This is a genomic window from Sphingomonas sp. BK036, assembly GCF_004216825.1.
Taxonomy (GTDB): Bacteria; Pseudomonadota; Alphaproteobacteria; order Sphingomonadales; family Sphingomonadaceae; genus Sphingomonas.
Window position 1 is genome coordinate 807567 of the sequence record NZ_SGXR01000003.1, and the last position, 26354, is coordinate 833920.

General features: G+C 67.8%; 25 protein-coding genes. 16 read left to right on the top strand and 9 right to left on the bottom strand.

All coding sequences use genetic code 11. From position 1 onward, the window contains the following. The first annotated feature begins 52 nt into the window (after positions 1–52). Entirely contained in the window at positions 53–1714 is a 1662-nt protein-coding gene (locus EV283_RS03835; RefSeq protein WP_130322786.1) for a DEAD/DEAH box helicase, read from the top strand. After that, positions 1711–2238 carry a thioredoxin family protein gene (locus EV283_RS03840; protein ID WP_130322788.1) on the top strand — a complete coding sequence of 176 codons (528 nt, stop codon included), beginning with the start codon at positions 1711–1713 and terminating at the stop codon, positions 2236–2238. Before EV283_RS03835 ends, EV283_RS03840 begins: the two co-directional genes overlap by 4 nt. 721 nt (positions 2239–2959) lie before the next feature. Here EV283_RS03840 and EV283_RS03845 read toward each other — a convergent pair. The 6 genes from EV283_RS03845 to EV283_RS03870 all read right to left on the bottom strand — a co-directional run bounded on the left by EV283_RS03845 (position 2960) and on the right by EV283_RS03870 (position 8822). Beyond that, the gene (locus tag EV283_RS03845) at positions 2960–3574 is read right to left on the bottom strand and encodes a glutathione S-transferase family protein (RefSeq protein WP_130322790.1); all 615 of its coding nucleotides are present in this window, start codon (positions 3572–3574) and stop codon (positions 2960–2962) included. A gap of 195 nt (positions 3575–3769) precedes the next feature. Beyond that, entirely contained in the window at positions 3770–4639 is an 870-nt protein-coding gene (locus EV283_RS03850; protein WP_130322792.1) for a dienelactone hydrolase family protein, read from the bottom strand. Between the two features lie 34 nt (positions 4640–4673). After that, positions 4674–5735: an MBL fold metallo-hydrolase gene (locus EV283_RS03855; protein ID WP_130322794.1), complete on the bottom strand. Its 1062-nt coding sequence runs from the start codon at positions 5733–5735 to the stop codon at positions 4674–4676. 271 nt (positions 5736–6006) lie between these two features. After that, on the bottom strand, positions 6007–6684 hold the full coding sequence (locus tag EV283_RS03860) for a cell cycle transcriptional regulator TrcR (RefSeq protein WP_130322796.1): 678 nt from the start codon (positions 6682–6684) through the stop codon (positions 6007–6009). Between the two features lie 100 nt (positions 6685–6784). After that, on the bottom strand, positions 6785–7807 hold the full coding sequence (locus EV283_RS03865; RefSeq protein ID WP_130322798.1) for a glycosyltransferase family 1 protein: 1023 nt from the start codon (positions 7805–7807) through the stop codon (positions 6785–6787). A gap of 130 nt (positions 7808–7937) precedes the next feature. After that, positions 7938–8822, bottom strand: a complete 885-nt coding sequence (locus tag EV283_RS03870) for a UDP-2,3-diacylglucosamine diphosphatase (protein WP_130322800.1) — start codon at positions 8820–8822, stop codon at positions 7938–7940. 178 nt (positions 8823–9000) lie between these two features. On the opposite strand from EV283_RS03870, the gene EV283_RS03875 reads away from it, so the two are divergent. Next, entirely contained in the window at positions 9001–9267 is a 267-nt protein-coding gene (locus EV283_RS03875) for a hypothetical protein (protein WP_130322802.1), read from the top strand. A gap of 155 nt (positions 9268–9422) precedes the next feature. On the opposite strand, the gene EV283_RS03880 is transcribed toward EV283_RS03875, so the two are convergent. Next, positions 9423–10403: an NAD(P)H-quinone oxidoreductase gene (locus EV283_RS03880; protein ID WP_130322804.1), complete on the bottom strand. Its 981-nt coding sequence runs from the start codon at positions 10401–10403 to the stop codon at positions 9423–9425. Between the two features lie 124 nt (positions 10404–10527). Here EV283_RS03880 and EV283_RS03885 point away from each other — a divergent pair, with 124 nt between their 5' ends. From EV283_RS03885 to coaD, 7 genes are all read left to right on the top strand, one after another. Further along, positions 10528–10722: a DUF1192 domain-containing protein gene (locus EV283_RS03885; RefSeq protein ID WP_056411943.1), complete on the top strand. Its 195-nt coding sequence runs from the start codon at positions 10528–10530 to the stop codon at positions 10720–10722. A 143-nt stretch (positions 10723–10865) separates the two neighbouring features. Then, entirely contained in the window at positions 10866–13184 is a 2319-nt protein-coding gene (gene clpA, locus EV283_RS03890) for an ATP-dependent Clp protease ATP-binding subunit ClpA (protein ID WP_130322806.1), read from the top strand. Between the two features lie 147 nt (positions 13185–13331). Then, positions 13332–15017 carry a diguanylate cyclase gene (locus tag EV283_RS03895; RefSeq protein ID WP_130322808.1) on the top strand — a complete coding sequence of 562 codons (1686 nt, stop codon included), beginning with the start codon at positions 13332–13334 and terminating at the stop codon, positions 15015–15017. Between the two features lie 103 nt (positions 15018–15120). Next, complete coding sequence (locus EV283_RS03900) at positions 15121–15321, top strand: hypothetical protein (RefSeq protein ID WP_130322810.1); 201 nt, start codon at positions 15121–15123, stop codon at positions 15319–15321. A gap of 78 nt (positions 15322–15399) precedes the next feature. Further along, entirely contained in the window at positions 15400–15639 is a 240-nt protein-coding gene (locus tag EV283_RS03905; RefSeq protein WP_056411955.1) for an exodeoxyribonuclease VII small subunit, read from the top strand. Positions 15640–15652: 13 nt separating this feature from the next. Beyond that, complete coding sequence (locus EV283_RS03910; RefSeq protein ID WP_130323892.1) at positions 15653–16543, top strand: polyprenyl synthetase family protein; 891 nt, start codon at positions 15653–15655, stop codon at positions 16541–16543. Between the two features lie 21 nt (positions 16544–16564). Beyond that, a complete protein-coding gene (coaD, locus tag EV283_RS03915) occupies positions 16565–17071 on the top strand; it encodes a pantetheine-phosphate adenylyltransferase (RefSeq protein ID WP_056411962.1) in 507 nt (168 codons plus the stop codon). Positions 17072–17132: 61 nt separating this feature from the next. Here the strand turns inward: coaD and EV283_RS03920 are convergent, their stop codons facing one another. Beyond that, entirely contained in the window at positions 17133–18335 is a 1203-nt protein-coding gene (locus tag EV283_RS03920; RefSeq protein ID WP_130322812.1) for a penicillin-binding protein activator, read from the bottom strand. Positions 18336–18345: 10 nt separating this feature from the next. On the opposite strand from EV283_RS03920, the gene rsmI reads away from it, so the two are divergent. The 4 genes from rsmI to EV283_RS03940 all read left to right on the top strand — a co-directional run bounded on the left by rsmI (position 18346) and on the right by EV283_RS03940 (position 21550). Continuing rightward, positions 18346–19191 carry a 16S rRNA (cytidine(1402)-2'-O)-methyltransferase gene (rsmI, locus tag EV283_RS03925; protein WP_130323894.1) on the top strand — a complete coding sequence of 282 codons (846 nt, stop codon included), beginning with the start codon at positions 18346–18348 and terminating at the stop codon, positions 19189–19191. A 48-nt stretch (positions 19192–19239) separates the two neighbouring features. Continuing rightward, on the top strand, positions 19240–19641 hold the full coding sequence (locus tag EV283_RS03930) for a YraN family protein (RefSeq protein ID WP_130322814.1): 402 nt from the start codon (positions 19240–19242) through the stop codon (positions 19639–19641). A 191-nt stretch (positions 19642–19832) separates the two neighbouring features. After that, positions 19833–20786 carry a glutathione synthase gene (gene gshB / locus EV283_RS03935; RefSeq protein ID WP_130322816.1) on the top strand — a complete coding sequence of 318 codons (954 nt, stop codon included), beginning with the start codon at positions 19833–19835 and terminating at the stop codon, positions 20784–20786. Between the two features lie 164 nt (positions 20787–20950). Continuing rightward, entirely contained in the window at positions 20951–21550 is a 600-nt protein-coding gene (locus EV283_RS03940) for a DedA family protein (RefSeq protein ID WP_056411978.1), read from the top strand. 9 nt (positions 21551–21559) lie between these two features. Here the strand turns inward: EV283_RS03940 and EV283_RS03945 are convergent, their stop codons facing one another. Then, positions 21560–22429, bottom strand: coding sequence for a tyrosine recombinase XerC (locus EV283_RS03945; RefSeq protein ID WP_242615768.1), 870 nt, complete (start codon positions 22427–22429; stop codon positions 21560–21562). Between the two features lie 165 nt (positions 22430–22594). Here EV283_RS03945 and EV283_RS03950 point away from each other — a divergent pair, with 165 nt between their 5' ends. Both EV283_RS03950 and EV283_RS03955 read left to right on the top strand, forming a co-directional pair. Next, positions 22595–24049: a diguanylate cyclase gene (locus EV283_RS03950; protein ID WP_130322820.1), complete on the top strand. Its 1455-nt coding sequence runs from the start codon at positions 22595–22597 to the stop codon at positions 24047–24049. Between the two features lie 81 nt (positions 24050–24130). Continuing rightward, positions 24131–26302, top strand: coding sequence for a primosomal protein N' (locus tag EV283_RS03955; RefSeq protein ID WP_130322822.1), 2172 nt, complete (start codon positions 24131–24133; stop codon positions 26300–26302). Positions 26303–26354 lie beyond the last annotated feature (52 nt).

Genomic DNA, 26354 nt, shown 5'->3' on the forward strand with positions numbered 1-26354 from the left:
GCCGGAACGCTTGAGGGCAGTGCATTTCACCCTCCATTTACCGGACATTTGCATGAGTTTTGCCGATCTCGGCCTCTCCGACGAACTGCTGAAGGCAGTCACCGACTCCGGCTATACCGAGCCGACCCCGATCCAGGCCGGTGCGATCCCGTCCGTGCTGATGATGCGCGACATCATCGGCATTGCCCAGACGGGCACCGGCAAGACGGCGTCGTTCGTGCTGCCGATGATCGACATCCTGGCGCATGGCCGCAGCCGCGCGCGGATGCCGCGTTCGCTCATTCTCGAGCCGACGCGCGAACTCGCCGCGCAGGTGGCGGAGAATTTCGAGAAATACGGCGTCAATTCGCACCTCTCGATGGCGCTGCTGATCGGTGGCGTGTCGATGGGCGACCAGCTCGCCGCGCTGGAAAAGGGCGTCGACGTCCTGATCGCGACGCCGGGCCGGCTGATGGACCTGTTCGGACGCGGCAAGATCATGCTCAACGGCTGTTCGCTGCTGGTGATCGACGAGGCGGACCGGATGCTCGACATGGGCTTCATCCCCGACATCGAGGAAATCTGCACCAAGCTGCCCAAGCAGCGCCAGACGCTGCTGTTCTCGGCGACGATGCCGCCGCCGATCAAGAAGCTGGCGGACAAGTTCCTGACCAATCCCAAGACGATCGAGGTGTCGCGCCCGGCGTCGACCAACCTCAACATCAAGCAGTATCTGGTGCCGGTGCCGAGCCAGACCGCCAAGCGCGAGACGCTGCGCCGCATCCTCGCGCAGGAAGAGGTGACCAACGCGATCATCTTCTGCAATCGCAAGACGACGGTGCGCGACCTGAACAAGGTGCTGAAGCAGGCGGGCTACAAGTCGGGCGAGATTCACGGCGACATGGAACAGCCGCAGCGGCTCGCCGAGCTGGAGCTGTTCAAGACGGGCGCGGTGACGATCCTCGTCGCGTCGGACGTCGCGGCGCGCGGGCTCGACATCAAGGGCGTGTCGACGGTGTTCAACTATGACGCGCCGTGGCATCCCGACGATTACGTCCACCGGATCGGCCGCACCGGCCGCGCCGGCGCGAGCGGCACCGCCTACACGTTCGTGGCGCCCGACGATTCCGAGAACATCCAGAATATCGAGAAGCTGACCGGCCAGACGATCGAGCGGCTGAGCATGGGTGGCGAGGCCAAGACCGCCGCGCCCGCGCCCGTCGTCGAGGACGACGCGCAGGCGCCGCGTCGCGAGCGGTCGCGGCACCGTCGTGCCCCGCGCGCCGATACGGTCGCGCCGGCGATCGTCGCCGAGGTGCTGGCCGCTGCGGCCGAGCCGGTTGCTGCGGAGCCTGTAGTGGAGGTTAAGCGCTCGCGGTGGCAGCGTACGCCGATCGACGAGCCGGTCGCGGCGATCGTGCCGGCGCGTGCCGTCGTGGCGGCGCCGGTTGCGACTCCGGTGGAGCCGGTTCGGGTGGCGCCTGCCCACGCTCCTGCCCCCGCGCCCGCTCCGGTTGCAGCGCCGCGCTTCGTGACCGTGCCCGCCGAGCCGGTACGCCCCAAGGCCGCGCCGCAGGACGCGCCGCGTGCCGAGCCCGTCCGTGCGGCTCAGGGTGAAGCGAACCGTGGTGAAGCGAACCGTGGCCGTCGCGAGCCGGTCAATCCGGCGGCTGATGACGGCTGGAACGGGCCGTTCCCGAGCTTCCTCAATGCCGTCATCGGAGGATATGAATGATATCGATCAAGCACCTTGCCACGCTCGCGCTGCTCGCGACTGCCGTTGCAGCGCCTGCTGCGCCGCGCGGCGCGGTCTCGGCACCGCGGATCAGCACGACCAGCTTCGACCGGCTGCCGACTCCGCTGCCGCTGCCCTATGACGAGAAGGCGAATGCCGATGCACAGGTCGCCGCGGCGCGCGCGCGTGCGGTACGGTCGCACAAGCGGTTGCTGATCGATCTCGGCGGCAACTGGTGCCTCGATTGCCGGCTGCTCGCGGGGACGATCGACCTTCCCGAGATGAAGCGGTTCGTCGACAGCAAGTTCGTCGTCGTCACGGTCGATATCGGCCGGTTCGACAAGAACGGCCAGATCGCGGCTCGCTATGGCGTCAAGGGGCGGCTGAAGGGCGTGCCTGCCGTGCTGGTGGTCGATCCGCGCAGCAACCGGTTGCTGAACGCGGGGCATGAGACGGAACTCGCGGATGCGCGCTCGATGGGACCGCAGGCGCTGGCCGACTGGCTGGCGAAATGGGCGGCCTGATCGTTTGTTGACGGGTGCGGGGCGGGTTTTGGGCCGGCCACGGACGTTTGTTTGATCGGGGTTGCCGGGCTGCTGCCTGGGTCGGGCGATGGTCAATGCGTTCGACTTCGATGCCCGACTTGCCGTCATCCTGACGAGATTTGGTTCCGGGGTAGCAACCGCCAGCGCGCGGGGCTCTGGATCCTGATTTTCGTCAGGATGACGGGGGTGTTGGGGTTGGCGTTGGGGCTGTCGATCGGGTGCTCGACCGGCTGGGTGGTTTTCTTGAACCGCGTTGCACTCGTGTTTTTACCGTCGACTGATGGTCGGTACATCCGGCGCTCCACCCCCAACCTTCCGTCATCCTGACGAACGTCAGGACCCAGGATACCGACCGCAGCGTCCGTGGCTCTGGGTCCTGACTTTCGTCAGGATGACGGGGTTAGGTGAGGTTGGCGTAGTGGCCGCCGATCGGGTGCTCGACCGATTGGGTATGTTTACTTGAGCAGCGTTGCACTCGTGCTTTTCGCGTCGACTGATGATCGGGACACCCGGCGCGCCACCCCCCACCTCCCGTCATCCTGACGCAGGTCAGGATCCAGGATACCAACTGCCAGCGCCCGTGGCTCTGGATCCTGACTTTCGTCAGGATGACGGGGTTGGGTGGGGCTGGCGTAGCGGCGGGCGGCCGCATGCTCGTCCGGGCTGTGCCCACTCACTCGACAAGCGCAACCCGTGCGTCCTACGCGGCTGTAGCCATCGCTGCGTCATCGAGGGCGGCGGCGCGTAGATAGGCGGCGCGGTTCGTCAGGTTTGCGGCATATGCCACGAACGCGGCGCGTTTCGGGAGCCAGCCGAACTGCATGCCCCAGATCACCTGCGATCCGACATAGACGTCGGCGGCGGTGAACCGCGCGCCGGCGATATAGGGGTGTGCGGCGACCGCCTGTTCGAGCACGTCCATCACGCGCTCGAAGCTGCCATAGCCGATCATCCGTTGTTGCGCGGCATCGGGCACGACGCCGAGCGCGCGGTTGCCGGTTGCGGCCTCGACCGGGCCCGCGGCAAAGAACAGCCAGCGGTAATAATCGGCGCGTTCCTCGTCGCGGGGGGCGAGTTCGGCGTCGGGGAACGCCTCGGCGAGATAGGCGCAGATCGCGGCGCATTCGGTCACGATCTTGTGGTTGTGGACGATCGCCGGAACCTTGGCCATCGGGTTGATCGACAGATACGGCTCGGCCTTCATCGTCGTGTCATAGTCGAGGATGACCGTTTCATACTCCTCATCGACCTCTTCGAGCATCCACCGCGCGATCCGGCCTCGCGACATCGGGTTGGTGTACAGGGTCAGCGTCACGCGACTCTCCTTGAGAACGGATCGCGAACGAAGGTCTCATGGAGGGATGGCGTGGTCAAGAGCGCGCGCGGCTGAAGCCTGCAGTGCGAACGTCCGTCATCCTGGGCTCGACCCAGGGCCTAGAGCCAAGAACGATACCGCGCTTGGCTCTGGATCCTGACTTTCGTCAGGATGACGGTTTTACAAGCGCGAGCTTTACACCAGCGCCTTGTCGAACAGGGCCAGCATCCGCGCCCAGGCCTTGTTCGCCTGGGCTGCGTTGTAGACCTTCGAGTCGGGCGGGCACCAGCCATGCATCGTGCCGGCATAGACCTCGATCTCGGCGGGCAGTTTCGCCGCGGCGAAGGCGGTGCGCAGCGTGTCCTTCTCGGTGGGGGCGCGGGCGTCGTCGTTGGCGGCGATCGCAATGAGGTAGCGGCCCTTCATCTGCGGGATCAGCAGATGCGGGCTGTCGGGCGTGTCGGTGACGAAGCCGCCGCCGTGGAAGGTGGCGCCCGCGCGGATGCGGTTCGAGACTGCGGCCGCGGTGCGCAGGACCATCGGGCCGCCCATGCAATAGCCGGTGGTGGCCAGCCCGCGCTTGCGATCGGTCTGCGGTTGCGCGTCGATAAAGGTGGTGAAGGCTTTCGCGTCACGGACCGTGCCGTCGGCGGTGAGCGCGTCGCGGAACGGCGCAATGCGCGCGCGGACCGCGGGCTGGTCGTAGGATTCGCCGGGCTTCAGGAACGGCGCCTTGGTCGAGCGGTAGAACTGGTTGACGACGAGCACGGCATAGCCCGATTGCGCGAGCCGGTCGGCCATCTGGCGGAAGGCGGGGCGCAGGCCCATCACGTCGGGCCAGACGAGCACGCCGGGGTGCTTGCCGGTGGCGGGCGCGACGAAATAGGCGTCGGCCTTGCCGTCGGGGGTGGTGATCGACACGTCGCGGCCCTTGATGACCGCGGCGTTGGCGGGGGCGGGGAGCAGCATCGTCAGCCCCATCGCGCCGGTCATCACACCGAACTGGCGGCGCGAGACGCCCGCCAGATAGGCTTCGTTATCGTCTGCGGTATGCTCGTCGCACATGGGCCTATCCTCTTGTATTTGGCCGCATGCTAGCTCAGGTCGCGCGCCACCACCACACGCCATCGTGCGTTTCGCGCGCGGCGCGGCTCTCGACCTCTAGGCGGCGGAGATGCGCGAGCGCCTCGCCGGTCGCCATGCCGAGAACGTCGGGGCCGATCGCGCGGCGGAAGAGGCGGCCGAAACAGTCGACCGCGCGGCGGGGCTCGGCGAGGAAGACGGCGAGTTCGTCGAGTCGCTCGCGGTGTTCGCGGTCCATCGCGTCGAGGCGCGTGTGGAGACCGGTGAACGGGTCGCCGTGGCCGGGGAGGACGAGCAGGTCGGCGGGGAGCGTCTTCAGCCTGGCGATCGAGGCGAACCATTCCCCCAGCGGGTCGGCGCCCGGTTCGGTGACGCCGAGCGAGACGTTGGGGCTGATCCGCGGGAGGACCTGGTCGCCGGCTATGAGGATGCCGCCGGCCTCGTCGAACAAGCACGCATGTTCGGGGCTGTGGCCGGAGCCGGTGACGACCCGCCAGTCGCGGGCGCCGATCGTGAGCGTGTCGCCGTCCTCGATGCGGGTGTAGCCGAGGGAAAGCGGCGTGATAATTTTTCGGAAGCCGGCCCAGCCCTTGGCGGTGGCGTGGTCGATCTGCGCGGCGTCCCAGCCTGCGGCGTGCCAGAAGGCGAGCATCTCGGGCGGGACCGAGTCGCGCGCGTCGGCGGCGAGCATGCGTGCGGTCAGCCATTCGGCTCGCGTCATGATCAGCGGCGCGGCGTGGTGATCGCACATCCAGCCGGCGAGGCCGATATGATCGGGGTGGAAGTGCGTGCCGATCATTTGCGTGATGCGGACGCCGGCCTTGGGGCCTGCGAACACGGCCTTCCAGGCGTCGCGTGCGGGGGCCGTGTTCATGCCGGTGTCGACGAGCGCGTCGCCGTCGCCATCGGCGAGCAGCCAGCAGTTCACGTGCTTCAGCGGGCCGGGGATATGGAGGCGGACCCAGTCGATACCGGGGGCGACCTGCATCGTGCCGCCGCTTGCCGGCTCTGCGCCGCCGAACGGGTAGGTCAGGCCCTTGTGGGTGGTCGGTGCGAACATCTCGGAGGGCGTTGACATCGGTTGCAGTTAGCAACCGGAAGCGCTGGGAGATAGTGTGCTGGCGGGGATGACCCGCGCCACGTCGTCATCCTGACGAAAGTCAGGACCCAGAGCCAGCAGCGTCAACGCGCGTTACCCTGGGTCCTGACTTTCGTCAGGATGACGGTGGGAAGGGTTTGCGGTCATCCATCCGCTTCGCGTGCGGGCTTAGCGCGTATCTGCGTCGTATCGTGGGACGCGCGCGCTGGGCCACGCCTACCCCCTCCCGCTTGCGGGAGGGGAAAGACGCTCAGCGCTTGAAGGGGTCGTCGAACAGCGGCTTGACGGGGAGGACGCCGCCGTCCGCCACGAACTGCGCGTCGGCCGCTGCCTGGGTACGCTCGTTGCGGAGCTGTTCGAGCAGCGCCTCGCGGTCGCCTTCGAGGCGCGTGTCGGTGGGGGCTTCCATGCCCGCCGCCTTGGCGGCCTTGGCCACCGCCGCGTCGAGCTCGCGCTGCGAGGTCAGGCCGAGCGTGACCGGATCCTTCGGCGTGATGTTGGCGATGTTCCAGTGGCTGCGGTCGCGGATCGCGGCGATCGTCGTGCGAGTCGTGCCGATCAGCAGCGAGATCGCGCCGTCGGTGATCTCGGGATGATTGCGAATGATCCACGAAATGCCGTCGGGCTTGTCCTGACGCTTCGAGACCGGCGTGTAGCGCGGGCCCTTGGTGCGGCGGACCTGCTCGGGGCCCTTGATCATCTTGAGCTGGTAATCGGGATCGGCGGCACCCTTGTCGATCTCGTCCTGCGTGACCTCATGGGCGCGGACGGGATCGCGACCGGTGAGCTTGGTCGAGGTCGTGTCGTCGGCGATCGCCTGGATTTCGAGAATGTGCAGGCCGCAAAAGTCCGCGATCTGCTCAAAGCTAAGCGCAGTATTATCGACCATCCAGGCGGCGGTCGCGTGGGGCATGAGCGGCTGGGCCACGGCGGAAACTCCGTAAAAATAGAAAGGGCCGCCCCTTTCGGAGCGGCCTGACATGAGAGAGACTTACTGCGCGCGGGCCTAACAGGCAAGCGAACAAGCATCAGGCCGCCATGAGCTTCCTGTCGAGCGGAACGAGTGCGTGCAGGAACTGTCGGGCGCTCGCGGGCCAGCTGTAGCGGGCGGCATACGCGGCGCAGGTGACGCTGCCGCGGGTGAGCGCGGCGGCGATCGCGACATCGAGATCGGCGTCCATCGCGCCGACGCGATCGTCGAGGACGTCGATCGGGCCGGTGACGGGATAGGCCGCGACCGGCGTGCCGCAGGCCAGCGCCTCGATCATGACCAGCCCGAACGTGTCGGTGCGACTGGGGAAGACGAGCACGTCGGCGGTGCGATAAGCCGCCGCAAGATCGAGCCCCGAGCGCTGGCCGAGAAAGACGGCGTTGGGAAAGCGGCGCGCGAGCGAGACGCGGGCCGGGCCATCGCCGACCACGACCTTGGTACCGGGATGTTTGGAGGCGAGGAACGCTTCGACATTCTTCTCGACCGCGACTCGCCCGACATAGAGCAGGACCGGGCCGGGCAGCGCCGCGATCTGCGGATCGCGCGCGCCGTCGAGCCCGAACTGCGCGAAGTCGATCCCCCTGCCCCATTCGCGGACCTGGGGCAGGCCCTGGTCGACAAGCGTCTTGGCGACCGAGGGGGTGGAGACGAGGATCGACTGCGCGGGGCGGTGGAACCAGCGGATATAGCGCCAGATCCATTCGGGGTTCGCGCCGGTGCGCGCGGCGACGTAATCGGGAAATTGCGTGTGATAGGCGCTGGTGAAGGGCAGCGCGCGGGCGAGGCACCAGGTGCGCGCGGCGAGGCAGACCGGGCCCTCGGTCGCGAGGTGGATCGCGTCGGGGCCGAACGCAGCGAGCATGCGGCCGACCGCGCCGGACCGTGCGAAGGCGAGGCGGATCTCGGGATAGGTCGGGCACGGCACCGAGGCGAAGCGTTCGGGCGAGACCACGAGAACCTGATGGCCGATCGATTCCAGTTCGCGCTGGACCGCCTGCAGCGTGCGGACGACGCCGTTGACTTGCGGGCTCCAGGCGTCGGTGACGATTGCGATACGCATCGGTGATTCCTTTTCTCGAACCTTCACCCCAGCGAGACGCGGGATGGCACGCAGTCATTCGCGTCGTGGACTTGCCCTCACCCGCGCCGCTGACGCGGCTTGCCCTCTCCCCGCGGGGGAGAGGGTTTCATCAGGCGGCTAGCGTTACGACCTTGTCCTGTTCGCGTGCGGCGATCTCGTCGGCCCAGTGGAGCAGCTCCATGCGGCCGTCGAAATGCTCGACCAGCGCGGTGCAGCCTTCGACCCAGTCGCCGTCATTGTAATAGGCGATGCCGGCGATCTCGCGCATTTCGGCGGTGTGGATGTGGCCGCAGACGACGCCCTCGACACCGCGGACGCCCGCCGCGTGCGCGACCACCTCCTCGAAGTGCGAGATGAAGGCGACCGCGTTCTTGACCTTGGCTTTCGCGTGCTTCGACAGCGACCAATAGGGCATGCCCAGCCGCCGCCGCACGCCGTTGACCCAGCGGTTGAGCCCCATCAGCATCGTGTAGGCGGCGTCGCCGATATGCGCGACCCAGCGGTGCGCGAGCGTGATCGCGTCGAACTCGTCGCCGTGGAGCACGAGCAGGCGGCGGCCGTCGGCGGTTTCGTGGATCGCTTTCCGCCGGATCGAGATGCCGCCGAAGTCGAGCCCCGAATATTGGCGGAACACCTCGTCATGATTGCCGGGGATGTAGACGACGCGGGTGCCGCGCTTGGCGCGCTTGAGCAGGCGCCAGAGCACGTCGTTGTGCGCGTCGGGCCAGTAGAATTTCTTCTTCAGCCGCCAGCCGTCGATCATGTCGCCGACCAGGTACATCGTCTCGCTGTCGACATGATCGAGGAAGTCGTTGAGCATGCCGGCGTTGCAGCCGCGCGTGCCGAGATGGACGTCGGAGATCCAGATCGTGCGATATTGGCGCCGGTCGACGATCGGTTCGGGTACGGACGGGCGCGAATGAATGAAATCCGCGATGTCGGCGATGTCGGCACCCATGATGCCAGATGGCGAAAACGTCGTAACGGCGTTCATGAGCCTGCCCCCGCGAAACTAACCTTGGGCATTCTTCTACGGGACTATTGTGACATCGTGGTCGCAGTCCGGTGACTGTTCCAAGTCATTGCCGCGACGATGTTGCAACGCATGCAAACGCGTTGACGAATCGCGGGGAAGCTGAACCTATGGCGCGACTATACAGGGAGACTCTATCGTGAAGTTCCGTTTCAAGAGCGTTGCCGCGGCGGTTGCCGGGTTGGCGATGATGACTGCGCCGACGATCGCATCGGCCGCCAATTCAGCCGCATCGTTGTCGGTGGCCAAGTCGACGACCGTCCGCGCGGGTACGCCGTCGTCGGGCAAGAGTGCGCTCGCCGAGGGTCCGACCGCGACCTATGTCAGCATCGGCATCCTGGCCGCGCTGGTCGTCGGCGTGCTGCTCGCGACGAGCGGCGGGGATGATTCCTCGGACAGCAACTAAACTTCCGACCCTCCCCCGCCAAAGGGAGGTGCCGTGGTACGCGGTGGAGGGGGAGGTCACGGAACAGGCGTTTTCCTGTCCTCCCCCTCCGTCGAGTTGCGCCTGCCACCTCCCCCTTGCGGGGGAGGATTGGGTTTGGTGCGGCCGGCTGCGTTTTATTCCATCGTCAGGACGATCTTCCCGACATGGTCGCCGGCTTCCATCCGCGTGTGCGCGGCGGGGGCGTCGGCGAAGGCGAAGGTGCGGTCGATCACCGGCTTGAGCTTGCCTGCCTCGACATGCGGCCAGACGGTGCGCGCGAGTTCGTCGGCGACCAGCGACTTGAACGCGGTATCGCGCGGACGCAGCGTCGAGCCGGTCAGCGTCAGGCGGCGACGCATGATCTCGAACAGCGGCACCGTCGCGGTCATCCCACGCTGCACCGCGATCGAGACGTGGCGCCCGTCCTCGGCGAGGCATTGCAGGTTGCGCGGGACATAATCGCCGCCGACCATGTCGAGCACCGCCGCGACTCCCTTGCCGCCGGTGATCTGCTTGACGCGCTCGACATAATCCTCGGTCTTGTAGTCGATCGCGTGAGTCGCGCCGAGGCTGAGTGCCGCCTCGCACTTGGCCTTCGAGCCCGCGGTGACGATGATGTCGATGCCGAACAGGTTGCATAGCCCGATCGCCATCGTGCCGATGCCGCTGGTGCCGCCATGGACCAGCACGGTATCGCCTTCGGTGGCGTAGGCGCGCTCGAACAGGTTGGTCCAGACGGTGAAGAGCGTCTCGGGCATCGCTGCCGCCTCGACCATCGTCAGCGCTTCCGGAACGGGCAGGCACTGGCCGAACGGCGCGACCGCATAGTCCGCATAGGCGCCACCGGTGATCAGCGCGCAGACGGTTTGCCCGATCTGTTCGTCGCCGACGCCTTCGCCGACCGCGACGATCGTCCCGGCGATCTCCATGCCGAGAATCGACGACGCGCCGGGGGGCGGCGGATATTTGCCCATGCGCTGCATCACCTCGGGGCGGTTCACGCCGGCGGCGGCGACCTTGACGAGGACCTCGCCCTGCCCCGGGCGTGGGACCGGACGGTCGACGAGCACCAGGACGTCGGGACCGCCGGGCTGTTCCGGATCGATCGCCTTCATGACGTCAGGGATATTCGGGGTAGTCGAAGTGGTGTCGGGTATCGCGGTCATTTGCTCGTCACGTCCCTTTAGATTTCCGCGCCTTATTGACATCACTCGGGTGCGGGTCAACGTTGCATCCACGATGGACATGGATGACGCCCCCTCCCGTCCCGACGATCTGCTTGACGCACTGGTGCGGCAGGACCTTGATCCGCTGTCGGTCGCCGAGCTCGATGCGCGGATCACCGTGCTGCAGGGCGAGATCGCGCGATGCCAGATCAAGAAGGACCGTGCGGTAAGCCACCGCGCCAGCGCCGACGACCTGTTCAGGCGGTGACCGGCCGGGCCACCGCCATGCGTGCTATATTTAAGCAACGCAGGAACGGACGGGGCCGGGTTCAAGAGGTTGATGCGACCGATATCAGTTCCGACATAGTGGCAAAGGGCCTGCGGTTTCGCGGCCCGACAGGAGTAATGTAAATGCCATCATTTGCACCCGCGCTCGAGACCACGCTGCACAAGGCGCTCGAGGCGGCATCGGCCCGGCGCCACGAATATGCGACGCTCGAGCATCTGCTGCTCGCGCTGATCGACGACGAGCATGCGTCGAAGGTCATGACCGCGTGCAACGTCGAGATCGCCGAGCTGAAGAACACCGTCGCGCAGTATCTCGACAGCGAACTCGACGCGCTGAAGGTCGATGCGGCGACCGACCCCTCCCCCACCAGCGGCTTCCAGCGGGTCGTCCAGCGCGCGATTCTCCACGTCCAGTCCTCGGGCCGCGACGAAGTGACCGGCGCGAACGTGCTCGTCGCGCTGTTCAGCGAGCGCGAGAGCTACGCCGTCTATTTCCTGCAGCAGCAGGACATGAGCCGCCTCGATGCGGTGAGCTTCATCAGCCACGGTGTCGGCAAGGGCGGCCAGCAGCCGACCGAAGCCTCGACGCCCAAGGGTGCAGACGACGAGAAGCCGGCCAAGGGACAGGAGAAGGGCAAGACGGAAAGCGCGCTCAAGCAATTCACGGTCGACCTCAACGAGAAGGCCAAGGCGGGCAAGGTCGATCCCCTGATCGGGCGCGGACCGGAGGTGGATCGCACGATCCAGATCCTGTGCCGCCGGTCGAAGAACAACCCGCTCTATGTCGGTGATCCCGGCGTCGGCAAGACCGCGATCGCGGAAGGCCTGGCGCGGAAGATCGTCGAGGGCGACGTGCCCGACGTGCTGCTGCCCGCGATCATCTACTCGCTCGACATGGGCGCGTTGCTGGCCGGCACGCGGTATCGCGGCGACTTCGAGGAGCGGCTGAAGGCGGTCGTCAACGAGCTCGAGAAGCTGCCCGACGCGGTGCTGTTCATCGACGAGATCCACACTGTGATCGGGGCCGGCGCGACGAGCGGCGGCGCGATGGATGCGTCGAACCTGCTCAAGCCCGCGCTCAGCGGCGGCACGATCCGCTGCATTGGCTCGACGACGTACAAGGAGTTCCGCAACCACTTCGAGAAGGACCGTGCACTGCTGCGGCGCTTCCAGAAGATCGACGTGAACGAGCCGACGATCGAGGACACCATCAAGATCCTCGCCGGTCTGCGGTCGGCGTTCGAGGATCACCACAATGTAAAGTACACCCCCGACGCGATCAAGTCGGCGGTGGAGCTGAGCGCGCGCTACATCAACGATCGGAAGCTGCCCGACAAGGCGATCGACGTGATCGACGAGGTCGGCGCGATGCAGATGCTGGTGGCGCCGAACAAGCGCAAGAAGACGATCACCCCCAAGGAGATCGAGCAGGTCATCGCGACGATGGCGCGCATCCCGCCAAAGTCGGTGTCGACCGACGACAAGCTGGCGCTCGCTACGCTCGAGACGGACCTGAAGCGCGTGGTGTTCGGGCAGAATGCGGCGATCGAGAAGCTGAGCTCGGCGATCAAGCTGGCGCGGGCAGGCCTGCGCGAGCCGGAGAAGCCGATCGGCAACTATCTGTTCACCGGCCCGACCGGCGTCGGCAAGACCGAGGTGGCCAAGCAGCTGTCGACGATCCTCGGCATTCCGCTCCAGCGGTTCGACATGTCCGAATATATGGAGCGGCATTCGGTCAGCCGGCTGATCGGTGCGCCCCCGGGCTATGTCGGGTTCGACCAGGGCGGTCTGCTGACCGATGCGGTCGACCAGAACCCGCATTGCGTGCTGCTGCTCGACGAGATCGAGAAGGCGCATCCCGACCTGTTCAATATCCTGTTGCAGGTGATGGATAACGGGCGGCTGACCGACCAGCACGGCAAGTCGGTCGACTTCCGCAACGTCATCCTGATCATGACGACCAATGCGGGTGCGAGCGACATGGCGCGCGAGACGGTCGGCTTCGGCAACCTCACGCGTGAGGGCGAGGACGAGCAGGCAGTGCAGAAGATGTTCACGCCCGAGTTCCGCAACCGTCTCGATGCGGTGGTGCCGTTCGGATACCTGCCGACCGAGGTGGTGGCGCGTGTCGTCGACAAGTTCATCCTCCAGCTCGAACTGCAGCTGGCGGATCGCGGCGTGCACATCATGCTCGACGAAGAGTCGAAGGCGTGGCTAACGACCAAGGGCTATGACAAGCTGTACGGCGCACGGCCGATGGGTCGCCTGATCCAGGAGAAGATCAAGCAGCCGCTCGCCGAGGAACTGCTGTTCGGCAAGCTGGTCCATGGCGGCGAGGTGACGGTGAAGATGAAGGACGGCGCGCTGTCGTTCGCGATCGAACCCGCCGCGCCCAAAAAGCCCAAGAAGAAGGGCAAGGTGGAGACCGTCGACGCGAAGTAATCGCGGTTTGACGGTGTGAGACAGGGCCCGCCGCCGGAGCGATCCGGCGGCGGGCTTTTTCCTGGGTGCGGCCCCGCGATCGGCGGACCCAACGCTGAATCTGCCCGCGTTTACCGTTAATTCGGGAAGCCGCGCTAAAATAGTCTCATGGACCGCTTGGCATGGCTGCGATGGACGATCGGTGCGCTTGCGCTGATGCTTGGTCTTTCGCTCGCCCTTCCCGTCACCGCGACCACCGGCACGCCGTTGTCGGTGTGCATCCGGCCTGTGCTGGCCGGACAGACGCCGGCCGCGCTGTTCGCGCAGCCCGCCGGATTCGACTGCACCACCGCGCAGACCAAATTCGGCGGCGGCGACTTCTGGATCCTGTCGCAGCGGCTGCCCACGATCGCCGCGGGCGACCATGATCCTACCGTCCGGATCGGCAGTACCTGGGTAAACCGGGTGACGCTGTACGTGCTGTATGCGGACGGATCGATCCGCCGCAGCGGCTTCACCTCGCGCACCGCGGGCCGGTTGCTCGGGCTCGGCGCGGTGATCGTCCAGCCGGTCCCGCGGCACGACGTCGCACCGGTCCGGCTGCTCTGGCATCTGGAGGGCGCGGCGAACCTGCGCGGGCTGATCCTGGGCCCCGCGCTTGCGGCGCATCCGCAGAGCGACACGACCGAAATCCTGCTCGCGGCGCTGTATGGCGCGTTCGGTGGCATGGCGATCGCGCTGATCGTCTATAATTTCGCCCTGTGGGGCGCGCTGCGGCAGGCGTTCCAACCTGCGTATTGCCTGCTCGTGCTGTGCCTGCTCGCTTATGCGCTGACCTCGTCGGGCGCGCTCGGGCAGATGCTGCCGATGCTCGACAACAATGATCGCCAGCGGTTCAACGCGCTGTTCCTCGCCGCGTCCGCCGCCGCCGCGTTGCTGTTCGCGCGCACCTTCTTCGAGCGCGCGGTGTTCAGCGGGTGGCTGCGGCCCGCGAGCACGGTCGTGATGACCGCTTTGATGACCACGGGGCTCGCCTGGGCGGCGCTGGCGCCGTGGCAGTTCCATTTGCTCGACCGGTTGCTGGCTGGCGCGTATCTCGCGCTGCTGGTGCTGATCCCCGCCGTCCTGATCCAGGCCTGGCGCGTGCGGAGCAATTTCCTGTGGCTGTTCGCGCTGGCCTGGGGCGTGCCGATCGCGGTCGCCGCGCTGCGCGTCGCCAACGCATTCGACCTGTTCGGCTGGAGCCTGTGGCTCGACAATTCGACGATCCTGTCGATGGCGCTCGAATCGATGCTGTCGAGCATGGCGATCGCGTACCGGATCCGGTTGCTGAGCGTCGAGCGCGACACCGCGCGCGCGCAGGAGATCGCCGCGCGGCTGCTGGCCGATACCGAACCGTTGACGGGGCTTCTCAACCGCCGCGCGTTCCTGAACCGCGCGATCGGCCGGCCGGGCGACCAGGTGCTGATGATCGCCGACGTCGATCACTTCAAGCGGGTCAACGACCTGATCGGGCATGACGGCGGCGACGAGGTGCTGCGCGTCGTCGCCCGCGCGCTGCACAATTCGGTGCCGCCCGATTCGCTCGTCGCGCGGATCGGCGGCGAGGAGTTCGCGATCCTGTTCGATGCGACCAACGCGGTCGACCCTGCCGCGGTGCTCGAGCGCGTGCGCGGCCAGCGGATGCCGTTCGATATCGTCGTGACCGCGAGCATCGGCACCTGCACCGGGCCGCTGATGCACGAGACCGACTGGAAGCATCTGTACCACTGCGCCGACCGTGCGCTGTTCGCGGCGAAGGCGGCGGGACGCGACTGCGCGCGTGCGGCCCCGACCGCGCGGATCGCCGCCTGACCGGCACGCGCCGCGGTCGGCTTTGCACCCGGCTTGTCGGCGGTGGCGATTTGCGACATGGTCGCGCGCCTGCCCGGGGGGGCATGGGCCGGGGGGACACGGGATGCGCAATCACAAGGGGACGCTGCTGATCGCGGGGCTGGTCGCGCTGACCGCGCTGGCGGTGCGCCATCCGACGATCGACGTCCAGCTGGTCACGCACGACTCGCGCGACCCGTCGCCGCACCGGATGCAGGCGGCGGTCGATCTCGGGCTGGTCGGTATCTCGGTGCTCTACACATGGACCGTCAACCGGCTGCGGTGATTAGCCGCGTGATGCCACCGGGCGATCCTTGGCCCGCGTCCTTGACCCCCATCGCGTGCCTGCGCCATAGCGACGGACATGGACACGCCGATCGAAGACCTCGCGTTCGAGGATGCACTGAAGGAACTCGAGCTCATCGTCGGGAAGCTGGAGAGCGGCGACACGCCGCTGCAGCAGGCGATCGAGCTGTACGAGCGCGGCAACAAGCTGCGCCAGCGTTGCGCCGACCGGCTCGATGCGGCGCAGGCACGGATCGAGGCGATCCGGCTCGATGCCGACGGCAAGCCCGCGGGCGTCCGCCCGTTCGCGGCGGGCTGACGCGGTGAGCGGCATGCCCCTCACGCTCGACGCCGCGCTCGCCGACGTCGGAGCCGAGATCGACCGGCAGTTCGACCAGCTGCTGACGATCCCCGACGATCCGCGCGCCGACCTGTACCGCGCGATGCGGCATGCCGCGATCGGTGGGGGCAAGCGACTGCGGCCGCTGCTGGTCTTTGCGACCGCCAACCTGTTCGACGTGGCGCGCGAATGTTCCGCGCGGGCGGCGACCGCGCTCGAGGCGATCCACGTCTATTCGCTGATCCACGACGATCTGCCGTCGATGGACAATGACGACATGCGCCGCGGCAAGCCGACGGTGCACAAGATGTTCGACGAGGCGACCGCGATCCTGGCGGGCGATTGCCTGCACGCGCTGGCGTTCGAGGTGCTCTCCGATCCGGCGACTCACGCCGATCCGTTCGTGCGGATCGAACTGGTGCTCGACCTCGCGCGTGCGGCCGGCCCGAACGGCATGGCGGGCGGCCAGATCATGGATATCGAGGCGGAGAACACGCGCTTCGACCTGAACACCGTCACGCGGTTGCAGCAGATGAAGACGGGCGCGCTGATCTCCGCCTCGGTCGAGGCGGGTGCGATCCTGGGGCGGCTGCCGCCCGAGGGCCGGGTGGGCTTGCGCGGCTATGCGCACGACCTGGGGCTCGCGTTCCAGATCGCCGACGACCTGCTCGATGCCGAGGGCGACGAGGCGGTCGCGGGCAAGAAGCTGCGCAAGGACGAGGTCGCCGGCAAGGAGACGTTCCTGTCGCTGCTGGGCCCCGAGCGCGCGCGCGAACAGGCGCGGATGCTCGTCGACCAGGCGATCGCGCATCTGCACAGCTACGGCAAGGAAGCCGACCTGCTACGCGACATTGCGCGCTTCGTGCTCGAACGCGACCGCTAAGCGCATCACCGGGAGTTCAACATGACCGCACGCATTGGTGTCTATCCGGGCACGTTCGATCCGGTCACGCTGGGCCATATGGACATCATCCGGCGCGGCGCGAAGCTGGTCGACCGACTGGTGATCGGGGTGACGACCAACCCGTCCAAGTCGCCGATGTTCACGATCGAGGAGCGGATGGCGACGGTGCGCCGCGAGGTCGCGGGGATCGGCGGCGACATCCAGGTCGTCGCGTTCGATTCGCTGCTGATGGATTTCGCCGAGCGCCAGGGGGCGAAGGTGATCGTCCGCGGCCTGCGTGCGGTGGCGGACTTCGAGTATGAATATCAGATGGCGGGGATGAACCAGCAGATCAATCCGCGCGTCGAGACGGTGTTCCTGATGGCCGACGTCGCGCTGCAGCCGATCGCGAGCCGGCTGGTCAAGGAAATCGCGTTGTACGGCGGCAACATCGCCAAGTTCGTGCCCGAGGCGGTCTGTGCCGACGTGGTGGCGCGGGTCGAGAAGATCGGCCGCAAGGGCAGCTGAGCGCATCACAGCTAAGCCGGGCGTATCGATCCCGCGGACGGGATCGATACGCCCGGCAATCCTACTTCCCGAACCCGGTCGGTGCGGGCGAAACGACGCTGGTCGTGCCGCCGCGGATTTCCTTCACCTCCAGCGCGCGCTCGGCGACATTGTCGCGGCCGAAGCGGAACGCGCCATCGATGCCGGCAAAGCCGTCGCCGTCGCGCAGGCGGTTGACCGGGAACGGCGTGCCGGGCTTCCAGTCGCGCGCGATGCGGACCGTGAGCAGCACCGAATCATAGCCGAGGCTCGACAGGCGGTACGGCCCTGCGCCGAAGCGGGCGCGGTATTTGGCGGCATATTGGCGGTAGAGCGTGTCCGAGACGCTGGCGTACCAGGCGCCCGACAATGCGGGCTTGGCGGCGATCGCGGTGTCCGAATTCCAGAGTTCGGTGCCGAGGATGCGCGTTGCGGCACCGCTGCCGCGCTTCACCATTGCTGCCGCGGTCGCCGCGTTCGCGCCGCTGTCGGCGATCAGCACCGCGTCATACGGGGCCTTCGCCGCGAGCCGCGTGACCGCGCCCGAGACCGCGCCGGGGGCCCGTGCGTAGGTCTGGAGCGAGACAACCTGGCCGCCGGCGCCTTCGACGGCGCGCAGGAACGCGGTCGAGGCGCGCTCGCCGTACAGGCCGTTGGGGACGAGGCCGGCGAAATTGGTGACGCCGCGTTCGCGCGCGAAATCGACGACGCGCGCGACCGACTGGGTCGGGACATAGCCCATCAGATACGCACCGTTGCCCGCCACGCCGAGATCGTTGGAGAAGCTGAGCACGGGGATGTTCGCGGCGCGCGCGATCGGCGCGACCGCGCGGACGTCGTCGGCAAGCAGCGGTCCGAGGATCAGCTGCGCGCCCTCGGCGATCGCGCGCTGTGCGGCGGCGGCGGCACCGGTCGCGGTGTCGTAGTTGGTGATCCGGACTCGCTGGTTCTGCGTATCGAGCAAGGCCAGCATCGTCGCGTTGGCGATCGAGGTGCCGACGCCGGCGTTGCTGCCCGACAGCGGCACGAGCAACGCGACGCGGTTGCGCTCGGCATCGCGCGGGATGCCGGTCTCGACGTCGATGCTGGGGCGATCTGCCGGCCGCGTCGTGGGACGCTGCTGCGACGGCTCGACCGGACCGCGCGGGACGATCGTCTGGCACGCCCCCAGCAGCCCCGCCGCGGCAAGCACCGTCCATCGCCCGAATCGGCGTGCCGATTGCCCTATCGTCGTCGCGTCTGCCATGACCGTCCCCATGAACCCTGAAACTCTTCTCGATCCCGGCCTCTACATCGTCGCGACCCCGATCGGCAATCTTGGCGATCTGTCGCCGCGCGCCGCTGACATCCTTGCCCGCGCCGACGTGATCGCGGTCGAGGACAGCCGTGTGACCGCCGGGCTGCTCCGCCATATCGGCACCAAGACGCCGATGGTGCCGTATCACGATCACAGCGCGGAAGGCGTGCGGCCGGCGCTGATCGCGCGGATGGCGACACAGGCGGTGGCTCTGGTGTCGGACGCGGGGACGCCGCTGATCTCCGATCCCGGTTTCAAGCTGGTGCGCGACGCGCGCGCGGCGGGGCATCTGGTGGTGACGATCCCGGGGCCCTGCGCCGCGGTCGCCGCGCTGACGCTGGCGGGGTTGCCGACCGATCGCTTCCTGTTCGTCGGCTTCCTGCCGTCGAAGCTGCACGCGCGCGCCGAGGCGATCGCGGAGGTGGCGACGATCCGCGCGACCTTGGTGATGTACGAGTCGGGGCCGCGGCTCGGTGCGTGCCTCGCGGCGCTGCTGGAGGGACTCGGCGACCGCGAGGCGGCGGTGACGCGCGAGATCAGCAAGAAGTTCGAGGAGGCGGTGACGGGGACGCTCTCGATGCTCGCCGCGCGCTACGCCGATGCACCGCCGCGCGGGGAGATCGTGATCGTGGTCGCGCCGCCGGGCGAGGCTCCGCCTGCGAGTGCGGAGGACGGCGATGCCGCGCTGGCCGAGGCGCTGACGCGGCTGTCGACGGGCCAGGCGGCGAGCGAGGTGGCCAAGGCGCTCGGGCTCGATCGCAAGGCGCTGTATGCGCGCGCGCTCGGGCTGAAGGCGAAACCCTGATCGCCCCTTCCGCTTGCGGGAGGGGTCGGGGGAGGGCATGCAACGGACGTGTCGCTCCCGCCCTCCCCTAACCCCTCCCGCAAGCGGAAGCGGAACACGCAGGATCGACAGGTCGCGGAGGCTGCGGGGCGGCGTGGGGAGCGGCTGGCCGGGTGGTGGCTGCGGCTGAAGGGCTGGAGCATCCTCGACCGCCGCGTGCGAACGCCCGCGGGCGAGGTCGACATCGTTGCGCGCAAGGGCACGCTGGTCGCGTTCGTCGAGGTGAAGACTCGCGCGACCGCGGCCGAACTCGACTTTGCGATCGACGAGCGGCGGCTTGCTCGGGTGGCGGCGGCGGCGGAGTATCTGATGCCGCGTTATGCCGGGCCGGGTGACGATATCCGGGTTGACGTGATCCTGCTCGCGCCGGGCACGCGGCCGCGGCATATCGAGAATGCGTGGATTGGATAGGGGGGCTCGGCACGCCCCCTACCGTCATCCTGACGAAAGTCAGGACCCAGGATTACTCTGCGCATCCCTGTTTGGCTCTGGGTCCTGACTTTCGTCAGGATGACGGTAGGGGGCGTGCCGAAGGGTCGGTGACCGGGTGACTTCGCCTCCCTGCGCTCCTACATGCGCTCGATCGAACAGAAGGAAGACGCATGAGCCTCACCGTCGCCGTCCAGATGGACCCGCTCGACAGCATCAACATCGCGGGCGATTCGAGCTTTGCGCTGATGCTCTCCGCGCAGGAGCGTGGCCATCGCCTCTTCCATTATGCCGCCGAGGACCTGAACTACCGGGACGGCCGCGTCTGGGCGAAGGCGCATCCGGTGACCGTGCAGCGCGTCGTCGGCGATCATTTCTCGGTCGGCGAGGCGGTCGACCTCGACCTTGGCGACGAGGCGGACGTCGTGCTGATGCGGCAGGATCCGCCGTTCGATCTCGGCTACATCACGGCGACGCACCTGCTCGAGCGGATCGCGCACAAGACGTTGGTCGTGAACGATCCCGCGCAGGTGCGGAATGCGCCTGAAAAGGTGTTCGTGCTCGATTATCCGCAGTTCATGCCGCCGACGCTCGTCACGCGGAGCCTCGACGAGGCGCGGAAATTCCTTGCCGAGCACGGTGCGATCGTCATCAAGCCGCTGCACGGCAATGGCGGCAAGGCGATCTTCAAGGTCGAATCGGACGGCGCAAACCTGTCGGCGCTGATCGAGGTCTTCAACATGACGTGGCGCGAGCCGCACATGGTGCAGGCGTTCCTTCCCGACGTGGCCAAGGGCGACAAGCGGATCGTGCTGGTGGACGGCGAGATTGCGGGCGCGATCAACCGGCTGCCCGGCGAAGGCGAAATCCGCTCCAACCTCGCGGTCGGCGGATCGGCGGAGAAGACCGAGCTGACCGACAAGGAGCGCGAGATCTGTGCGGTGCTCGGGCCGGAACTCAAGAAGCGCGGGCTGTTGTTCGTGGGGATCGACGTGATCGGGGGCACGTGGCTGACCGAGATCAACGTGACGTCGCCGACCGGGATCGTCGCGATTGGAAAGTTCGATGGGACCGATGTCTCGGGCATGATCTGGGATGCGATCGAGGCGAAGGTGGCCGCGCGGTAACCTAGCGAGGACACCTCCCCGGCGGAGGCCGGGGCCCAGGTGGAAAGGTCGCGGTAACGGAGCGCTGCCGTTCGCCATGGCCGTCCCCCAACTTGACCCCGGCCTTCGCCGGGGTGGTACTATGCCGTGGAACCCTTCCGGCGTCCCGGCAGTATCTCATTCCCATGACCGAATTCATCCTCGATCTCATCGCCTGGGGCGGATATTTCGGTATCTTCCTGCTGATGGCGCTCGAGAATATCGTGCCGCCGGTGCCGTCCGAGGTCATCATGGGGCTGGGCGGCATGGCGGTCTCGCGCGGCAATATGAGCGTCGTGCCGCTGATCGCATGGGGCACCGCGGGCTCGGTCGTCGGCAACTACTTCTGGTATTATATCGGCCGCAACATCGGCTACGAGCGCTTTCGCCCGTTCATCGAGCGCAATGGCCGCTGGCTGACGATGGAATGGTCCGACGTCGAGACGATCCACCGCTTCTTCATGAAGCGCGGCGGTTGGGTGATCTTCGTGTTCCGGTTCATGCCGACCTTCCGCACCGTCATCTCGCTGCCCGCGGGGATGACTCGGATGCCGATCTGGCAGTTCGTGATCTGGACCGCGGCCGGTAGCGCGATCTGGAATACCGTGCTGACCTATGCCGGTATCCTGCTCGGCTCGCATTTCTCGCAGCTCGACCGCTATGTGGGGCCGGTCGCGGTGGCGACGTTCGTCGTGATCTTCATCGGCTATGGCTGGCGCGTGATGACCTGGAAACCCAAGGGCTAGGCACGCCCGTCAGCCGTGCGGATGCGCGTTGCGGTACACGTCCATCAGATGCGCGGCATCGACCTGCGTATACACCTGCGTCGAACTGAGGCTGGCATGCCCCAGCAGCTCCTGTAGCGCGCGCAGATCCGCGCCGCGCCCCAGCAGGTGCGTCGCAAAGCTGTGGCGCAGCGCATGCGGCGTCGTCCGATCGCCAAGGCCAAGGCGCGCGCGCGCGGCCTGCACCGCGCGACGGATCATCACCGGCGAGAGCGCGCCTCCCTTCGCGCCACGAAACAGCGGTTCGTCACGCGCGATCGCCCAGGGCGCCTGCGCGACATAGGCGTCGATCGCGGCGCGGACCTGCGGCAACAGCGGGACGACACGCGTCTTGGCGCGCTTGCCCGTCACGCGGAGCGTCTCGCCGAGCGGCAGGATGTCGCCGTGCAACGTCAGCGCCTCGCCGATGCGGAGCCCTGCCCCGTACAGCAACAGCAGCACCGCCCAGTCGCGCGCGCCGATCCACGGCTCGGCAGCGTCGTCGGCCACCTCCTCGGCGAGCGCCATGGCGTCGGCGGGCGAGATCGGCCGGGGTACGCCGGTCTTGACGCGCGGGCCCCGCATCCGCGGTTGCTCGGCCTCCGCATTCGCCCAGGCGAGGAAGCCGCGTACCGCGGACACTTCGCGCGCCGCCGACGCATTGCCCAGGCCATGCTCGCGGCGATCGGCGAGATAGGCGCGGAGGTCGGATGCGGTCACGCGCGCCAGATCGGCGCGGTCGATGCGCGCGCCCCAATGCGCCTGGAGGAACGCGGTCAGCCGCTCGGCGGTCGCGCGATAGGCGCGAATCGTGTGCTCGGAGCGACGCCGATCGCGCGCCAGATGCTCGCCCCAAAGCACCGAGGGCGGCCTGTTGTAAGAATCAATATCATCGGATGCCGATGCATCCTGCGGTGCCACGGCGGGCGGCGGCGGTGTGGGGGGGGAGCTGGGGGGGCGCATGCATGGACAGTATCCGCTGGAACCGGCAAAGAAAATTAACGCCCTCACATTATTAGAAAACCCATGTCTTCAGCACTGCCCACGGCCGATATGTTCGCGGACGAGACACGACGGTTGGCCGCACTTCATGCGCTCGCGTTGCTCGATAGCGAACCCGAGCGCGAGTTCGACGCGCTGGTCGCGCTGGCGGCGGACATGCTCAGTTGCCCGACCGCGATGCTGACGCTCGTCGATACCGACCGGCTGTGGATCAAGGCGTCGAGCTCCGGCGCGCAGAGCGAGATCGCGCGCGACGTCGGCATGTGCGCGCACACGATCAAGGGCCGCGACCCGTTGGTCATCGACGATCTTGCGCTCGATCCGCGGTTCGTCGCGAACCCGATGGTCGCCGCGCGGGACGGCCTGCGATTCTATGCGGGCGCGCCGATCCACGCGGTCGACGGCACCGGCGAACGGCATGCGATCGGCGCGCTGTGCATCGTCGATACCACGCCGCGCAGCCTGAGCGACGCCGGACGGCGTGCGCTCCAGCATCTCGCCACGCTGGCCGAGACGACGATTGCGGCACGGGCCGCCGCGTCCAAGGCGCTCGAAATCGCCACCACCGCGGATCGCCAGGCCGCGGCGCTGGCGCGGCAGGACCGGATCTTCCGCCAGGCGGAGCGGATGGCGGCGTTCGGATCGTGGCGGGTGGACTTCGTGGACGACCAGCTCGAATGGTCGGACGGCGTCTATCATATCTACGGCCTGCCAATGTCGGTCCGCCCGACGATGACGACCGCGATGGACTTCTATCCGCCACACGCGCGCGCGGAGATCGATGCCGGGCTGACGCGCGCGATCGAGACCGGCGAGCCACTCGATATCGAGGTCGATTTCACCACCGCGCAGGGCGAGCAGCGCCGGGTCCGCGTGATGGGCGAATGCGAGGGACGGGGGGAAGGCGGCAAGCCGGCGGCGCTGGTCGGCGTGTTCCAGGACGTGACCGAACGCCATGCGCTCGAACTGACGCTGCGCCGGACCGCGGACACCGATTCGCTGACGGGAATCGCCAACCGCGCCGCGTTCGATCGCGCACTGGATGCGGCGATGCTGCGCGCACACCGGCAGGGCACGCCGCTGTTGCTGGCGCTGATCGATCTCGACGGGTTCAAGGCGATCAACGACACGCTCGGCCATACCGCGGGCGACGACGTGCTGCGCGGGGTCGGCCGCGTGCTGGAGGCGCCGTGGCTGAAAGGCAGCTTTGCCGCGCGGCTGGGCGGGGACGAGTTCGCGGTAATCGTCGAGGATCCGGGGCTTGCCGCGTCGATGGGCCATGTCTGCCGGCGGCTGGAAGAGACACTGCGGTTTCCGATCGCGATGGGCGGGCTGGCGATGGTCAGCGCGGGGACGGTCGGCGTCGCGATGCTCGACCAGGATTGCCATACGACGCGCGATTTCGTCCACCGGGCCGACACGATCCTCTACCAGGCCAAGCGCGAACGCGTCGGCGAGCGTCGGCGGTCCGCCGCCTAGGCTAAGGCCGGGGGCTGCCGGACACGCCGTGGTGCGCTAGGCGGTTCACGCGGCGGCGATCTGCCCCCATATACGCACCCGATGTCGTCCCGTGCCCGTGTCCTGATCCTCAACGCCGCCCTTGGGCCGCTCGACTACCGCGTGCCTGCCGGCATGGAGGTCGGACCGGGCTCGATCGTTGTCGCGCCGCTGGGGCCGCGGCAGTTGCTGGGCGTGGTGTGGGAGGCGGAGCGGATGCTGTCGGATGCGGAGGTCGGCGACAACCGGCTGCGCAACCTGCTCGCGGTGGCCGACGTGCCGCCGCTGGGGGCACCGCTGCGGCGGCTGGTCGAGTGGACCGCGGATTATTATCTCGCGCCCGCAGCCTCGGTGTTGCGGATGACGCTGGCCTCGACCTCGGCGCTCGAGGGTGCGCGGACCGCGGTCGAGTATCGGTCGACCGGTGTCGTGCCGCCGCGGCTCACCCCGCAGCGCGAGCAGGCGCTGGAGCGGATCGGCGACCGGCAGGGCCTGATCCGCGAACTGGCGACGCTCGCCGAGGTCAGCGACGCGGTGATCCGCGGGCTGGTCAAGGTCGGCGCGATCGAGGCGGTCGAGGTGAGCATCGACGTCCCCTACCCCGTCCCCGATCCGGTGCATCACGAACCGACCTTGTCCGAGGACCAGCGCGCCGCGGCCGATGCGCTGGTGGCCGGGGTGGCGGAGCATGCCTTCCATCCGACCTTGCTCGACGGCGTGACCGGCTCGGGCAAGACCGAGGTGTATTTCGAGGCGGTCGCGCAGGCGATCCGCGACGGCCGCCAGACGCTGGTCCTGCTCCCCGAGATCGCGCTGACCGAACCCTTCCTCAAGCGCTTCCACGACCGGTTCGGGTGCGAGCCGGTCGCGTGGCATTCGGGGCTGCGCTCGACGCAGCGGCGTAGAGCGTGGCGCGCGATCGCGAGCGGCGAGGCGCTGGTGACGGTGGGGGCGCGCTCGGCGCTGTTCCTGCCGTATCGTGATCTCGGGCTGATCGTCGTCGACGAGGCGCACGAGACCAGCTTCAAGCAGGAAGAGGGCGTGCATTATCATGCGCGCGACGTCGCGGTGATGCGCGGCAAGTTCGAGGGGTGCCCGGTCATCCTCGCGTCCGCCACGCCTGCGATCGAGACTCGGCAACAGGTCGCGACCGGGCGCTATGCCGAGCTCAAGCTGCCGGGGCGGTTCGGCGTCGCGGAGATGCCGACGATCGAGCCGATCGACCTGATCAAGGATCCGCCCGAGCGCGGCCGGTGGCTGGCGCCCAAGCTCGTTCAGGCGATGCAGGCGACGTTGGCGCGTGGCGAGCAGTCGCTGCTGTTCCTCAACCGGCGCGGCTATGCGCCGCTGACTTTGTGCCGGACGTGCGGGCACCGGTTCCAGTGCCCGAACTGCACCGCCTGGATGGTCGAGCACCGGCTGACCAACCGCCTCGCCTGCCATCATTGCGGCCATGCCGAGCCGACGCCGCGCGTGTGCCCCGAGTGCAAGGGCGAGGATACGCTCGTTGCCTGCGGGCCGGGGGTCGAGCGGATCGCGGACGAGGTGGCGGCGCTGTTTCCCGAGGCGAAGACCGCGGTCGTGACGTCGGACACGATCTGGTCGCCTGCCAAGGCGTCAGAGTTTGTCGGGCGGATGGAGGCGGGCGATATCGACATCGTCGTCGGCACGCAGCTGGTGACCAAGGGGTATCACTTTCCGAACCTGACATTGGTCGGGGTGGTCGATGCGGACCTGGGGCTCGACGGCGGCGATCTGCGCGCGGCGGAGCGGACGTTCCAGCAGATCCGGCAGGTGTCGGGGCGTGCCGGGCGTGGCGAGAAACCGGGGCATGTGTTCATCCAGACGCATAGTCCGGGGGCGCAGGTGATGCAGGCGCTGATCACCGGCGATGCGGACGCGTTCTATGCGGCGGAGACGGATGCACGCAAGGACGCGGGCGCGCCGCCGTTCGGGCGCTATGCGGCGATCGTGGTGTCGTCGGAGGACCAGAAATGCGCGCACGAGACCGCCAAGCTGGTCGGGCGGAGCGCGCCCGAGGTCGAGGGGATGCATGTCTATGGGCCTGCGCCGGCGCCGCTGGCGATGCTGCGCGGGCGGCACCGGTATCGGCTGCTGGTCCACGCCAAGCGCGCGCTCGACGTGCAGGATGTGATCAGGGAGTGGCTGGGGAAGCTGGACTGGCCGTCCAAGGCGCGGGTTACGGTCGACGTCGACCCGTATAATTTTCTGTAGCGCGCTACCGCCCCGGGAGCGCCCCCACCCCGGCGAAGGCCGGGGCCCAATT